The 14414-nt window shown below is 70.8% G+C and carries 13 protein-coding genes; 3 read left to right on the forward strand and 10 right to left on the reverse strand.

Annotated features, from left to right (window positions below):
• Positions 1-79 precede the first annotated feature (79 nt).
• The 5 genes from WMF31_RS37440 to WMF31_RS37460 all read right to left on the reverse strand — a co-directional run bounded on the left by WMF31_RS37440 (position 80) and on the right by WMF31_RS37460 (position 4955).
• Positions 80-943: a hypothetical protein gene (locus WMF31_RS37440; RefSeq protein ID WP_436606685.1), complete on the reverse strand. Its 864-nt coding sequence runs from the start codon at positions 941-943 to the stop codon at positions 80-82.
• A 106-nt stretch (positions 944-1049) separates the two neighbouring features.
• The gene (locus WMF31_RS37445; protein WP_436606686.1) at positions 1050-2294 is read right to left on the reverse strand and encodes a hypothetical protein; all 1245 of its coding nucleotides are present in this window, start codon (positions 2292-2294) and stop codon (positions 1050-1052) included.
• Positions 2291-2830, reverse strand: a complete 540-nt coding sequence (locus tag WMF31_RS37450; RefSeq protein ID WP_129354832.1) for a vitamin K epoxide reductase family protein — start codon at positions 2828-2830, stop codon at positions 2291-2293. Before WMF31_RS37450 ends, WMF31_RS37445 begins: the two co-directional genes overlap by 4 nt.
• A 195-nt stretch (positions 2831-3025) precedes the next feature.
• A complete protein-coding gene (locus WMF31_RS37455) occupies positions 3026-3475 on the reverse strand; it encodes a hypothetical protein (RefSeq protein ID WP_436606687.1) in 450 nt (149 codons plus the stop codon).
• Positions 3476-3800: 325 nt separating this feature from the next.
• Positions 3801-4955, reverse strand: a complete 1155-nt coding sequence (locus tag WMF31_RS37460; protein ID WP_436606688.1) for a hypothetical protein — start codon at positions 4953-4955, stop codon at positions 3801-3803.
• A 227-nt stretch (positions 4956-5182) separates the two neighbouring features.
• Between WMF31_RS37460 and WMF31_RS37465 the strand changes: the two genes are divergently transcribed.
• Both WMF31_RS37465 and WMF31_RS37470 read left to right on the forward strand, forming a co-directional pair.
• Complete coding sequence (locus WMF31_RS37465) at positions 5183-6637, forward strand: phospholipase D-like domain-containing protein (protein WP_436606689.1); 1455 nt, start codon at positions 5183-5185, stop codon at positions 6635-6637.
• A gap of 473 nt (positions 6638-7110) precedes the next feature.
• Positions 7111-7491, forward strand: a complete 381-nt coding sequence (locus tag WMF31_RS37470) for a YkvA family protein (RefSeq protein ID WP_436606690.1) — start codon at positions 7111-7113, stop codon at positions 7489-7491.
• 128 nt (positions 7492-7619) lie between these two features.
• Here the strand turns inward: WMF31_RS37470 and WMF31_RS37475 are convergent, their stop codons facing one another.
• The gene (locus WMF31_RS37475; protein ID WP_436606691.1) at positions 7620-9515 is read right to left on the reverse strand and encodes a multicopper oxidase family protein; all 1896 of its coding nucleotides are present in this window, start codon (positions 9513-9515) and stop codon (positions 7620-7622) included.
• A gap of 489 nt (positions 9516-10004) precedes the next feature.
• Here WMF31_RS37475 and WMF31_RS37480 point away from each other — a divergent pair, with 489 nt between their 5' ends.
• Positions 10005-11561 carry a substrate-binding domain-containing protein gene (locus WMF31_RS37480; protein ID WP_436606692.1) on the forward strand — a complete coding sequence of 519 codons (1557 nt, stop codon included), beginning with the start codon at positions 10005-10007 and terminating at the stop codon, positions 11559-11561.
• 95 nt (positions 11562-11656) lie between these two features.
• Here the strand turns inward: WMF31_RS37480 and WMF31_RS37485 are convergent, their stop codons facing one another.
• The 4 genes from WMF31_RS37485 to WMF31_RS37500 all read right to left on the reverse strand — a co-directional run bounded on the left by WMF31_RS37485 (position 11657) and on the right by WMF31_RS37500 (position 14408).
• Positions 11657-12700: a prohibitin family protein gene (locus WMF31_RS37485; protein WP_436606693.1), complete on the reverse strand. Its 1044-nt coding sequence runs from the start codon at positions 12698-12700 to the stop codon at positions 11657-11659.
• Positions 12701-12704: 4 nt separating this feature from the next.
• A complete protein-coding gene (locus WMF31_RS37490) occupies positions 12705-12920 on the reverse strand; it encodes a hypothetical protein (protein ID WP_436606694.1) in 216 nt (71 codons plus the stop codon).
• A gap of 14 nt (positions 12921-12934) precedes the next feature.
• Positions 12935-13480, reverse strand: coding sequence for a YcjF family protein (locus WMF31_RS37495; protein WP_436606695.1), 546 nt, complete (start codon positions 13478-13480; stop codon positions 12935-12937).
• A 187-nt stretch (positions 13481-13667) separates the two neighbouring features.
• Entirely contained in the window at positions 13668-14408 is a 741-nt protein-coding gene (locus WMF31_RS37500; RefSeq protein WP_436606696.1) for a DUF6875 domain-containing protein, read from the reverse strand.
• Positions 14409-14414: the final 6 nt, after the last annotated feature.

Here is a 14414-nt window from a genome sequence, read left to right on the forward strand (position 1 = left end):
CGGCGGGCTCAGCGCGACCAGCGGCCCTCCCGACCACCGCGAACGGTCGCGGCCCGCGCTCGCGGCGGGGCGCGACGGCTCACTGCGCGCGGGCGGGGCTCTGGATCCCCAGCCGGCCAGCGAGCTGACCCAGCGCGACGGCCGCCTCGTCATCGGAGAGCTGACCGTCGTTGTTGCTGTCCGAGAGGCCGAACGCTACCTGGGCCGACCCCTGGAGCGCATTCTGGAACTCCTGGAGGCTCAAGCCCCCGCTGCGATCCGTGTCGGCTGCCTTGAAGGCCGCCTGGCCCAGCGCGCGCGCCCCCTCGCTCGCCGCGGCGCGGGCCTCCGCGACGGAGATGAAGCCGTCCTTGTCGGTGTCGCTCCACCCGAAGAGATCGTCCACCGCGGTCCGCGCGGCCTGGCGCGCCTCGGCGAGGGTGAGCGGCTTGCCATACCCGACGTCGAGCATCCGGGCCACGGACTCGAGCGGCTTCTTCCCGGTCGCGCCGCGCACCTCGCGCATCACGCTCGCCATCGCCGGGCGCTGGTTCATGAACTCGACGCGGGCCTCCCGGCCCTCCTCCGGGGTCACGGTGCCGTCGCCGTTGGCGTCGGCGCGGAAGAAGAAGCCTCCGATGAGGAAGTTCGCCGTGCCGCTGGCCTCCACCTTCGAGATCCGCCCATCGCGGTTCGCGTCGGCCATCTCGAGCAGCCGCTCCGCGGACCGCTCGATCTGGGCCGTGGGACGGCAGACGGCCACCCCGCCCACGCTCACCGCGGCGCTCGTGGCTCCCTGCTGCGCGGGCGGACCTTGCCGTGCCGCCTCGTCCGGCCGCGCCTCTTCGCCCGACTCGGGCGGTGCTTGCACCGGCTGCGCTTCCCTCTCGGCCCGCTGCTGCTCGCCCTGCTGGCAACCTGCGATGAGCGCGGTGGTCGCCAGCCCCGACAGGAACACTCGCATTTCAGTGACCTCCTGCCCGTAGCGCGTTGCGAACTCCGTGCCGGATGGCGGCATGATCCTGCCGGCGCGCCTCGCCGCGGCGGCGCCTCGCTCCCGTGCCGTCGCGTCATCGTCCGGTGATCGCGTCGAGGCGCCGAGCGAGCCAGTCCTCGCCCGGAGAGGGGATCACGTGAGCCTGGCCGCCCGCGATCGAGAGGCCGGCCGAGAGCTGTCCGGCGGTCACGAGGAAGGCGCCCGCGCGGCCATCGCCGTCCTTCTGGAAGGCGCCCCTGGCCTCGATGTTCCCGCTCTCGAAGCGCACGTCGTCGAGCTCGATCCGCACGGGGCTGCGGGCGAGCGCGGCGCTCAGCGCGAAGGGGCGCCCCTCGAGGAACTCGAGCGTCCAGCGCAGCGCGCCGGTCACGCCGAGCAGGTCGAGGAGAACGCCGGCGTCTTCGCCCTCCGCGGCGATCGATCCATGGAAGAACGCGCCGTCGCGGCTCGAGAGGGCGCCGCCGTCGGCCCGGAGCCTCTCCTGCATCGAGGCGCGCGGGCGGTCCAGGCCACGGCCCGCCTCGAGAGGAGAGACCGCGGCGTCGCCGGCCCCGGTCGGATCGAGCCGGGCGTCGATGCGTCCGTGGACGGCCCTCGCCAGCAAGCGTCCCTCGCGATGGATCTCTCCATCGACGATGTCCAGCGCGCCGGCGTCCACCTCCAGCGTAGCGTGGCGGGGGAGGCTGGCGGCGAGCCGCGCGGCGCGCGCCGACATGGCGCCGACGAGGCGAAAGGGCCCCGCGCCGATCGTGCGCGCGCCGACCTCGATGTCCTCGACGAGGAGCGCTCGCGCGGGCCTGTCGCCGGTCTCCGCCGGCCCCCCGGACGGCGGCAGCGCCGCGCGGGCGAGCGGGGCGGCGGCCCCTGCCAGGACCTCGGGCGCGCGCGCCAGCTCGTCGGGGGGGCCGCCGAGCGCGACCTCGAGCCCGCCCCCACGCAGCCGCGTGACATGCACCTCGCCTCGGACGAGATCGGCCAGATCGACGCGGAGATCGGCCTCGGCCAGGCGGACCGTCCACCCCGCGCCGTGGCCCCCCGCGAGCCGGAGCCCCTCGAGGTGGACGTGCCCCGGGTATAGCGTGTGGGCGGAGGCGACCTGCGCTGTCAGGCCCAGGTCGCGCGCGAGCGAGCGCATCCACAGCGTGAGCGAGAGGTTCGCGACGACGAGGTAGATCCCCGCCAGCGCGACGAGCGCGACGACGATCCGGGCGAGCACGGGGCCGAGCCGGCGGGACCTCGGGCCGGCCCCCCGCGCGCTCGAGTCGCGCGTCCCGCGGTGAGCTGCGGCCGCCTGGGCTCCGCCGTGCTGTCCCGTCATGAGCGCGCGCGCGCCTTCCCGAGCGCCGACCACCCCTCCGGGAGCGAGAGCGCGAACACCGCGAAATTGGCCGTGATGGCGACGAGGCAGTACGCGCACCAGGCCCGCTCCCGCCTCCGCATCTGGACGAGGAGCCAGCCGGACAGGGCCGCCTCGGCGGCCGCCTTGACCGCGACGGCGACGGGGATCCACCGGGCGCGCCTGGCGCGCTCGGCGCCTCCCCAGCCAGCCAGCGCGAGGTTGGAAGCGAAGCTCGTGAACGCGAGCGGCGCGTCCGGCATCGTGAGCGCGAACGCGATGTCGGAGCTCGTCACCCTGTCCGAGTCGAAGCCTGGAAGCGGAGGGTCGGGCAGGTGCTTTATCATCCCGAGCTGCCGCAGCGAGACGGCCGCCATGCTGGCGGCGCCGGCGAGGGACACGGCGGCGATGAGCCGACGCCGGGAGAGCTCGCTCGATCGGCCACGCTGCAGCGCCGCGCGGAGCGCGCCCGCGCCGGGGAGGCCGCGACGCCCTCCGTCGCTTCGTTTACTGAGCATCCCATGCACCCTGGCCCTCATGACGCCGCTTCCCGGACGGTTCGCCCGCCGCGCCCTCGTGCCCCCGGCCCGCCCGGGCTGCTGCGGCGCCGGGCGCGCGATGCGGCCTTGCGAAGCTCATTCTGTATACCTCGCGACGAGCGACGCTATCGGCTCGGGTGGCTCGCCAGGCCCGCCCCGCCGGGGGCATGAGCACTAGCTGACAGACGTCGGCCCGATGATGACGGCGTTCGACGGGGACCGCGGGCTGCTCTGCTCCTCGACGGTGATGAGCAGCTCGAAGTTGACATACGGCACGGTCGTCTCGGCCAGGTCGCCCTCCCGGCTGCCGGCGCTGTAGTCGAGCACTCCGATCCGCCGCCACGGGGTCGCGGAGCTCGGGCGCTGCCAGACGACGAAGTGCTTGCTGCCGGCGTCGATCCGCTCGGGCGGCGAGAGGTGGACGACGTGCACCGCCAGTCGCGTGATCGCAGCGTCGGCGTCGACGTCGGCGGTGATGTGCGCATCGGCGCCGGGCGCGAGCTGCGTGCCCTGGACGCTCTGCTCGCTCGGGCCGCCGCAGCCGGCGAGCGCCATGCTCGCGAGGAGACCGAGCGTGAGCCCCATCCGGCCGCCCACGAGTCGCCTGGTATCAACGTACCTCATCTCGCCACCTTGATCGCCTTTCTGCTTCGCCGCGGCCCCGCCGCCCCTCTCCGGCCTCGGCCCAGGTTGGCCGGCGCCGCGGCCGCTCCCCCGTGCCGTCGTGGCTCGAACAAACATCGTGCCGAGGTGGGATGTGAACCGAGCGACGATGTCACGAGGACATGCACGATTTCGCAGCGTTCCCTCCACCCTGCAGCGGCCCCGGTGGGCGTGGCGATGTCACGATCGGGATCAGGCGTGGGTGGTCTCTTCGCGCCGATATCCCGTGCCCGGCCGCGCGCTCGCAGCGCCGGGGCTCCGGGCTCTGGTGGGCCACGCCGGGTGCTCAGAGGACGGGATCGATCCGGTAGACCCGGCTCGACAGCATGTCGACGAAGTAGACCTTGCCGTCGGGCCCGAAGGTGAACCCGGCGAGCGAGCCCGCGGGCAGCCCCGTGTCCAGGGTGCGCACCGGCTGCCCGGTCAGGTCGAAGGCGTGAAACCGGCTGGTCGCGTGGTCGGTGACGAAGACGAGGCCGTCGTGGATCTCGATCCCGCTCGGCGCCTCGAGCGCCCCCGGCGGGACCAGCTCGACCAGCGTGGCCCCGTCGACGTGCCTGCGCACCTCGACCGTCTCCTCCCCCGGAAAGCTGCTCCCGGGCGTCCCGCTCGTCGTGTCGAGCTTCAGCAGCCGCCTGTGACCGGTATCGGCGATGTAGAGGTGACGGTCCTCGGCGCTGTAGACGAGGTGGCTCGGGGCCTCGTCGGTCCCGAGCACCTCGCCGGGCACATAGCGGTAGATCTCGCCGTCGGCGTGGTCGTCGTTCCCGGGGCCGTGATCGTGGGCGAAGTCGTATCGATCGATCGCCCGATCATGGCCGTTGAAGACCCAGTACACGTTGCCCTGCTCGTGGGCGATGCCCTTGCAGAAAGGGCTCGAGTGGAGCATGTCGAGGTGCGACCCGAGACCGTCGGGCGTCGCCTCCGCGAAGATCGCGAGATCCGAGGAGAAGAGCGACGGACCCATGTAGTCATTGCCGCCGTTGTCGCTGTCGCCGCACACCCCGAACGTGCCCGCGTGGCCGAAGGCGATCGCCGGCGGCCGGTCCATGAAGTGCGAGGCGGCCGGGTCGCGGAGGCGGACCGCCGTGCCGTCCGGCGCGCCGGGGCGCGTGATGAGGATCACGCTGTCGTCCCGGCGATTGACCACCCAGAGCTCCTCGGGGCGCTCCGGGTTGAAGGCGAGATCCGTGGGCTCGCGCTGTCTGTCCGGCTCGAACACGGGGACGAGCACGACCGAGGACGGACTGCCATCCTTCACGCCGATGGGGTGTCCGGGGGGGAGCGCGACGCACGCGCCACGCGGGAGATCGCACAGCGGTGTCTCGGGCGTGGAGGCGCAGTCCGTCGATGCCTTGCAGGGCTCCGCGACGGCCGGATCTTCCGCAGAGCAGGCCGACACCAATCCCAGGCTGGACAGGACGAGCACCCTCTGAAGCATTCCTTCACCTCCCGGCGCCGGGGGCATTGTGACCCGGCAGAGCACGCTGGCCATCCCTTTGTGGCCTCGTGGCCCTGGCGCCTCGTGGCCCTGGCGCCTCGTGGCCCTGCGGCCTCGTGGCCCTGCGGCCTCGTGGCCCGAGGCGCGGCGCGCCGAGGCGCGCTCGGCCGAGGCCGCCACGGCGGCGGCGCGGGACGACCCTGGGCGACCGCGTACTAGAATATCTCATGGCCGCGGCTCGGGCCCCCGCCCGCATCCCCCCGACGAACGCGCCGCTGCGCGCCGTCGCACAGCAGACCTTCAGCCGCGTCGCGGGCGCGCCGCTCATCGAAGGAAACTCGGTCGATCTGCTGATCGACGGGCGCGCGAACTTCGACGCCTGGCTCGCCGCGATACGGGCCGCGCGCACCTCGATCCTGCTCGAGAACTACATCTTCGACGACGACCCGCTGGCGCGCGCGTTCCGCGGCGCGCTCAGCGAGCGCGCCGCGGCGGGCGTCCACGTCCGCGTGATCCGCGACTGGCTCGGGTGCCTGGGCGTCTCCACCGACGCCTTCTGGAGCGAGCTGCGCGCCGCGGGCGGCGAGGTCCGCACCTACAACCCGTTCAGCTTCGCCAGCCCGTTCGGCTGGGTGACGCGCGATCATCGCAAGCTGCTCGTCGTCGACGCCGAGGTCGGGTTCGTCTCCGGCGCCTGCGTCAGCGGCAAATGGCTCGGCGATCCGGCGCGCAACGTGCCGCCGTGGCGCGAGACCGGCGTCGCCGTGCGGGGGCCCGCGGTGCACGCGCTCGCCGTCGCCTTCGCCGACAACTGGGCGACGCTCGGCGAGGGCCTGCCCCCCGACCTGCCCGTCCTCACCACGGTTCCTCCGGCGGTGGGCCGCGTGGACCTGCGCGTCCTGGCGAAGCTGCCGAGCACGACCGGGCTCTACCGGCTCGATCAGCTCATCGCCGCGCTGGCGCAGCGATCCCTCTGGCTGACGGACGCGTACTTCGTCGGCCTTGCGCCGTACGTCCAGGCGCTCGCGGCGGCGGCGCGCGACGGGGTGGACGTGCGCCTGCTCGTCCCGGGCACGAGCGATGTCCCGGCCGTCGGCGCGCTGTCGCGGGCCGGCTATCGCCCGCTGCTCGAGGCCGGGGTGCGCGTCTACGAGTGGAACGGCTCGATGCTCCACGCGAAGACCGCGGTGGCCGATGGCCGCTGGGCGCGCGTGGGATCGAGCAACCTCAACGTCGCGAGCTGGCTGGAGAACTGCGAGATCGACCTGGCGATCGAGGACGAGGCGCTCGCCGCGCGCATGCAGGCGCAGTACGAGGAAGATCTCCGGAACGCGACCGAGATCGTCCTGCACGCGCGGCGCCGCGCGGACCACGGCAGGAGGCACCTGCCGCAAGGGGCCGGGACCGGGCGCTCCGCGGCGGGCGCGCTGCGCCTCGCGAACACCGTGGGCGCGGCGATCACGAACCGCCGCGTCCTCGGCGCGGCCGAGGGCGGGATCCTGCTCGGCGGAGCGCTCTTCCTCCTCGGCAGCGCGGCGGTCGCCCTGTACTTCCCGCGCCTGCTCGCCTGGCCGCTCGCCGTGCTCGCGCTGTGGTCGGCGGTCAGCCTCATCATCCGGTATGTGACCCTCACCCGCAGGGCCAGGGCGACCGCTCCCTCCTCATCGCCGCGCGCGTCGTGAGGCGCTCCTGCGCGACTCTCGCGAGCTTCAGGGCGCTCGAGCCCCGCCCTCGCCACGAGGCGTCCGTCGGCGGGTGGTGCGGCCCTTCGGGGGCTCACCGGAGGGGCTGATGTGCAGGCGAGCCACCAACGGGGCTCGCCAGAACGCAAGCCCCTCCGGTGAGCCCCCGAAGGGCCGCACCACCCGTCGGCGAGCTGCTCGACCATCCGCTCGCCTGGGCCGGCGCGATGAAGACTTCGCCCGGAATCCGCCCGGGCCGACCTGGCGCACAGGGGCGCGCGCGGCAGCTCCGCGCAGGCGGGATGCGGGTCACCGTGCATCGCCGGGGATGCACGCGCACGCCCTGTCCCCTCGATGATGGGCGGCCGGATCCCGGCCTGGCGCTGCCCTACGAAACAAGGGGCCTGTAAAGCACAGGAGGTTGAGGGAGCCCTTGACTGGCGCACCGCCGCCCATGCGGGACAGTTCGAGTCGTGGAGCAGCTCCCTTGCCGAGCGGAGCTCACGATCACACTGGCTCGACGAGCGGAAAGGCGGGACTTCATGATATCCCAGCGCTTCGACGCGCGTTCGTTCATGACGATCGTCAGTCGCTACGCGAAAAAGGTCCGTCTGATCTCTGACGCGCTCGCGCTCTACGTCTGCATGGTCGATGAGGCGACGCCGATCGCGGTAAAAGCCATCATCGCCGCCGCGCTCGGCTATTTCATCATCCCGACGGACGCGCTCGCCGACTGGATCCCGGTCCACGGCCTGATCGACGACGGGACCGTCCTCACCATCACGCTCGGGATGGTGCAAGCCCATGTCACGGACGAGCACCGGCGGAGAGCGCGCGCGTGGCTCGCCGGGTGACGGGACGGACCCGGAGACGGGCACAGGCCCGCCCCGAGCGCCGTCCCTGCCGCGCTCGCTCCGCGAGGTCCCCCGGGGAGCGGGTGTCCGGGGCTACTCTGCGGCGCTCCCGTGGAGGTGGAGAGGGCTCACTCGGTCGGACACGCGTCGTCCGTCGGCGGCGGCGGGCATGCCTCCTCCGTCACCTCGACGATCTGCATCATGCCTTCATCCTCGTGCTCCAGGATGTGGCAATGCAGCACGTACGGTCCCTTGAAATGCAGGAAGCGCGACAGGAAGGTGAGGGTGCCGTCCGCCACCTTGCCATCCGCCGTCTTCTCCCCCGTGGGGATGAGACACGTGTCGCGCCAGATGGGCCGTGACGCGCTCTTCCCGTTGATGGACGTCACGAGGAACGAGTTGACATGAATATGGAAGGGGTGGATCGACTCCCCTGCGCGCGGCTCGAACTTGTTGGTGATGTTCCACTCCTCCACGGCGCCGAGGGCAACGCACTGGTCGACGCGGCCCTCGCAGAACGCCCTGCCGTCGATGGTGAAGTGCGTCACATTCTCGTCGTCGATGGTCACCTCGAAGTCGAGCTGGCGCGTGTTGACGACCTGGTTGCCAGGCTTCTCCGTGTCGTCGAACGGCGGGTAGAGCGCGGGCGGGGTGAGCACCTCCGGGATCTCGACGCTCGTGTCCGGCTCCCCCGAGACGACGATGGTGGTGAGGACCTGCGGCGCCCAGCAGACGAAGTCCAGGTAGCCGAGCGCCACCATCTGGTAGGTGCCCGCTCCGAACTGGACGAGCAGGTCCACGCGGCCCCCTGGCGGGACCACGTACTCGACCTCCGAAACGGCGTCGGTGAGCGGCATCTTCAGGGGTGCTCCGTACGTGATCCCGTCCGTCGCGACCTGATAGTACGTGACCGACTTGGCCCGCAGCGCGTCCCTGTCGAGCACGGGCGGCCCCCCGTCGACGCTCGCGCAGGAATAGTCGAAAGGATTGTAGCCGGGCTTCGGCAACGACGTCGCGGCGTCGACCTGATCGTCCGGCACGCGCAGGAAGGCGATGTCCAGCGGAGCGCGAAAGCCCGTGTGAACGACCCGAAGGCGCTGCACCTCGCTCGGGCGCATGCGAAGGATCGGGTTCAGCTGGCCATTGACGTGGAAGAAATCCTTGACGGTCTCGGGCAAGGCGCCGGCCGCGCCCATCTCCTTGTACGTCGCGAGGCGCGTCCTCCCATCGCACGGGTCCTTGGTCTGGATCATGAACTCGCCCACGACGAGGAGCTGCTCCTTGCCCTGCCCCGCCTTGGGCTCGGGAGAAAACAGCCTGTCGAGATCGTCGTTCTCCTCGTCGCGAATGAGGATGGCCCCGACCATGCCGCCTGCCACCTGGATCGCCGTCGCCCCGTGGAAATGCGGGTGGTACCAGTAGGTCCCGGCCGGATGATTGGCCAGCGTCCCGTCCGGCATGGCGAGGTCTCGAGGGATCTCGAAGGTGAAGTCGTAGCTCTCGCCGGGACCGATCTTCAAGAAGATGTCATCTCCGGGCGGCCCGGGGTCGACGTGCAGGCCGTGCGTGTGGAGGTTGGTTGTGTTGTTCTGCGTGCCAGGGCCGTGCCCGCCGTGCGTGCCGCTGCCGCTGCCGCTGCCGCTGTTCGCGTCGCAGCCGGCGGGGTCCACGGCGGTGCCGTCGTCCGGGAGGCCATTGATGAGCTTCAGCTTGAGTTTATCTCCCGGGCGGAGCTCGATGGTCGGGCCCGGGATCACGCCCGTGTACGCGCCAGCGAAGCTCGCCTCCCCTGCATTGACCTTGAGGCCAGTGTACGCGCGGGTCATGAACGTATACTGGCCCATGGTCACTTCGGTCTCGGTGATGGTCAGCTCGATATCGAGGAGGTCGTCCTGGGATCGGATGCTGGCAGGCGTGAAGAGCTCGCTGCTCGGACCCGAGCTCGATTTCGGGCTGTCGCCTTCGGTCGAGCTGCAACCGAGGGTATCGGGTAGCAAGAAGCCGGCGCCAATCGTGGCGCCCACGCTCAAAAAGCCGCGCCGGCCGAGCGTCAGCGCGACATGGGGCCGATCCTTACCGGACGGAAGTCGATTCCGGGACGTCATGGTCTCCTCCAGGGATTGAGGTCTCTCGGCGCGTCTTCGCCGCCTCACCCGTTCCGCCGATTGTTGCCGGAGCGTGGTGAAGATGACAAGCCATTTTGTGGACGCTCCTCGACGACGGTGCCGCACGCGTGTCAACGGCGCCGCACGTTTGTCAGGCGGTCAAGGCGTTCCAGAGGACGCCTGGCACATTGTCGCCCATTCTCGTCCTTCACCGCGCGGGAGGTCGTGCCGGGCTGCCCAGCGCTCGATTGCGAGGATCTCGGCTCCCGGCCCTCCCACTGAATCGTGGAGAACCGTCCATGATGTCCGCTCGCTCGACCGTCTGAGCGGTCAGCGTCCTGACGGCGGCGTTTCGAGGGGATCTTTTCAGTTGTCGCCGCGCGTCACCCTGGGCACAATGCCTGCATCGTGACGCGCAATCCCCGGGAGGAGCAGGTGCACGAGGAGCGGGAGCTCCCCATGGCGGGAAGCCTCGGCGGCGAGGCGCTCCGCACGCTCGGCGCCGTGGCGGCCCTCGTCGCGCTGTATTATGGCCTCTGGCAGAGCGCCGTCGATCCCGGCCCCGTGCCCACGCCGGCCCCCCTCGAGTATGTGCATCTGACCGCGGCAGCGGCTCGTGACGACTGCGGAGAGCCGTCGAAAGACGGGCGCCCCGTGGTGGTCGAGATGCTGTACAGCGACAACAAGCAGCCCTGGATAGAAGACGCAGCCGATCGCTTCGCCAAGCGCTGCCCGAACATCCACGTCAAGCTTACGGCGATGGGCGACATCGAGTCCGCCAACGCGATCCTCGCCGGTGACGAGCAGCCCGCGCTCTGGTCTCCGGCGGATGAGCTCGTCGTGCGGTACCTGGAGTCCTCGGCGAAGGGCGGGGGGCGCGAGGCCGACATCCACATCGGCGAACGGGTGTCGCTCGCGCGCTCGCCGCTCGTCGTGCTCACCTGGCGGAACCAGGAGCGCGTGCTCGACACGATCACCCCGACCCTGGCCTCGGTCGAGGGGCCATGGGCGGCGATGGCCTGCGCTCAGATTCCGCGCGATCCGGACCTCAGCCACATCGAGCTCAAGGACATGGTGCCGGGCCGGTGGATCGACTGGTACAAGGCCTCTCTCTCGCCGTCCCCCGGCGAGAAGGAGCTGCCGCCCGCCCCTCGGAGGGCCCCCGAGGCCGCGCCCCGGGGCGCGGCGCCGGTCCCCCTGGAGGAGCTCGAGCGCTGGGGGCGCGTCGAGTTCATGCACGCGTCGCCCGTGCGATCGGCGGCGGGGCTCGAGACGCTGTACCTGATGGCGTACGATTACGCCTTGCCGCCCGCGGAGCGGGCCGCCGCCGCGCTGGAGGGCGTCGCTCCGGCCGCGCAGGCCGCCGCGCAGGCCGAGGGGCGGATCGAGGGCAGCGAGCACCTCCGCGACGAGCTCCAGCGCAGGCTCGGCGAGCGCAAGGAAGCCCTCCGGCGCTGGATCGAGCGCTGCGAGGCAGGGCTCGGCCAGATCCCCAGATCGGCGGAGCAGCTGACGGCGTCCATGTACAAACATGGTCCCTCGGGGTACGACTTCGTGACGACGTACGAGCAGCTCGTCTTCTCGCAGCTCAAGAAGAACGACAGCAACGAGAGCTCGATCGCGGATCTGCGCGTCAAATACCTTCAGCCGACGATCGTCAACCGGCATCCGGTCGTCTCGCTCATCCCTGAAGGCCCTGACCACGACGCGGTGAGGCAAGCAGCGAAGCGGTGGATCGATTTCCTGCGGAGCGACGACATCCAGAAGCGCGCGATCGAGTACGGGTTCCGTCCCGCCACCGACGCGGTCAAGATCAGCGAGCACCGCGTCCGAGCGAATCCGTTCCTGCGCATGCAGCGGTACGGCATCTCGTTCCGCGAGACGCTGACGGAGCCGCCGCGCCTCGACGGCGAGGCCGTCCGCGAGCTCATCTCGCTCTGGGAGGAGGCGACGGGCAGGCACTGATCCGGGGTGAGGCGCCGGCCCGCGCCGGAGGTCCCGCGGCACGCGCCGGCCGTGCGGCCGAGGGGGCGGGCGCAGCGCGCTCGTTCCGCAGCGGGTCAGGGAGAGGCGGCCGCTGGCGGGGCGGGCGGGCCGTACGGCGCCGCGTTCGCGGCGGGAGCCGCCGCGTCCGTCGCGTTGCCCTTCTTGCTCGCGGCGTCCTGCGGGGCGGGCGGCGCGCCGCCGTCGAGGTTCATCACGAACGGGAGGCCGCCCTGGCCGCCGCCGATCACCACCACCTTGGCGTTCTGCGACCTGGCGAGCTCGAGGGTGGCCTCGATGCTCCGCCAGCGCAACAGATCGGGAGAGATGGTGCTCGCGATGAGGTTGTAGTCGCGGATGCCGGCAGCCTCGGTGCGCTTTCGCTCCGCCTCGTGCTCCTCGCGCTGGAGCCTGTAGCGGTACTCCATCATGAGCTGCTCCTGCCTGTACCTGTCCGCGATGGCGGCCTTCACGATATCCGGCAGCGAGATGTTGATCAGCTTGAGCTCCTCGATGTCCACATAACCTCGCGACTCGCCGCTGTCCGTGTTCAGTCGACCGAGGTACGACAGCGGGCGGACGAGCTCCTGCATGATGTCGGGCTCGCTGCCGTAGATGTCGCTCGCCGCGTGGCTCCCGAACGCGTGACGCACGTGCGCCTCGACCTCGGGCCTGATGAGGCGCTCGTAATAGTCCGGCCCGATGTCCTGGTGCAGGCTCCCCAGCATGTGGAGGTGCGGCCGGAAGCGCACCGACACCTCGACGGCGAGATCCACGCCCTCCTCGCTGAGGATGCTGGAGGAGATCTTCCGCTCCTGCAAGCGCGTCTCGTAAATCGTCAACTTGTCCCACGGCGGGACGATGTTCAGCCCCTCCTTCCACACGCGGTCCTTCACCGTGCCCCCGAAGAGGCGGTACATCACCCCGTGATGCCCCGCCGGGATGGTGATGAACATCCGGGGCCAGAAGAAGCCGATGAGCAGCAGGGTCACGATCAGCGTCGTGTACGTGGCGAACTGCATGCTGGCCAGGGCCGAGGCGGCCCGGCTGCGCCACGTGGCCCTGGGCGCAGGCCCGCCCTCGTCCCCGTCGTCGCCGACCTGGCTCCACTCGTCTGACACGACATCAAGCCTTTCTGACATTGACTCCAGGGAGCGTCGCCGGCCTGTTCACGCGCTTTGGCCCCAAGAACAGCGTGAGCAGGAACCCGCCGAGCGGCGTGAACAGGATGGAGGCGATGATGGCCGGGAGGAACCCGATCCGCCGCGTCCTCCCGAGCAGACCGATGAGGAGGATGGTGATGATCGGGAGGAGATAGATGAAGAAATGTCGTATCGACATGCAGGCCTACGCTTTCAAGGCGCCCTCACCTCGCGCCGCGTCTCTGCGACCGCCTGCCTGGATCTGTCGAGCTCCGCGAAGAAGTAAGAGCGCATCTTCTGCGGATCGAAATCGAGGAGGGAGCCGCCTGACTCGAAATGCATCACGAACGTCCTCCCCAGCGCGCGGGTGGACGCGCCCATGAGGAGGGACATCGCTATCGTGCTGACGCCCATGCCGATGAACGGAATGAAGCGGGCGAGCGAGTACCCGAGCGCGGTCCCGGCGCCGACGCTCCAGAGCGTGGAGAGCAGCGAGCCGGCGATCTTCTTTCCGAGATCTTCCGTGAGGTCGATCCCGTAGAGCTCGCCGAGCTCGTTCAGCATCTTGATCTGGATGGCCTCCGCCGCGACCAGATCGATGATGGGGATGGGCACGACGCCGGCGGTGAGCGCCAGGATCACGTTCCGGTGAATGATCTCGTCCGCCTCGTCGATGCGCGATAGCGGCGAGCTCGGCGCGGTCTCCGGCGAGTCGGAGGGCCTGGTTCGCGCGACCTTGGCAGCCACATCTTCCACCATGTCGTTGTCTCCCGGACTGGGGCTCGCGTCACCGGCGGTACGCGTGCGCCAGCCCCATCGAGTGCGGCCGAGCGCGGCTCGATGGCGTCAAGCTCTGCGGCGAGCGTACCATGGGCGCGGACCCGTGGGGAGGAGGATCATGCAATGATGTGCGTGTCCTCCGCCACGGGATCGCGGCGCTTCGCCTTCAGCCGACGCTCGCCTGCGGGAACGCCGCGTCCACGACCGCCTCCCAGCGCGCCGGCAGCTGGGGGATATCGGCGGCGGCGATCCGCGCCGTGAGCTCGTCGCGCGAGGCGATGCCGAACCTCCGGACGTAGGCCTTCAGGTACTCCGGGCGCGAGAACAGGAACATCAGATCAGTGAGCTGCATCGGGCGAATCACCAGCATCGGGTGCGGCGCCTCGAGCGGGCGGTAGTCGGGGTTGTGCAAGCCGGGCTCGCGGCAGCCGGGGTAGAACTGGCCTATCATCAGGCCCTGGGCGGTGATCTCGGGCTTCAATGCCTGCTGCACGGGGTCGATCAACACCGGCCCCGCGTCGTTCGGCAGCTCCGGAAACACGGTGACGATGGCGCGGAACTCTCGGCCCACCTCGGAGGTGGGCGGCAGCGCCGGAAAGCGCGCCGCCAACGCGCGCAGCACCGACCCCACGGCGGCGGGGCGGAGCTCGCCCTGGTACACATGAAAACGGATCGATCTGAAGCGGGTCAGGCCAGGCCCGACGAAGGGACACACGTGGCCCTTGCGACCGATCAGCGGGTTCGACGTGGCGATGGAGGTCCGGAGCCATGCCAGCACCTCCACGAGCTGCGCGCGAGCGGCCTCTGGCAGGCCGGCGCTCTGCGCCGCGAGCTGCTCCGCGCAGATCAGCGCAGGTTCACCGTTCGCGGCCCCCGCGCGAACATCAGGCGCAGTGTCGTTCTCCATGCTGCC

Origin of the sequence: Sorangium sp. So ce1036, from assembly GCF_051369805.1 — a bacterium.
Taxonomy (GTDB): Bacteria; Myxococcota_A; Polyangia; order Polyangiales; family Polyangiaceae; genus Sorangium; species Sorangium cellulosum_F.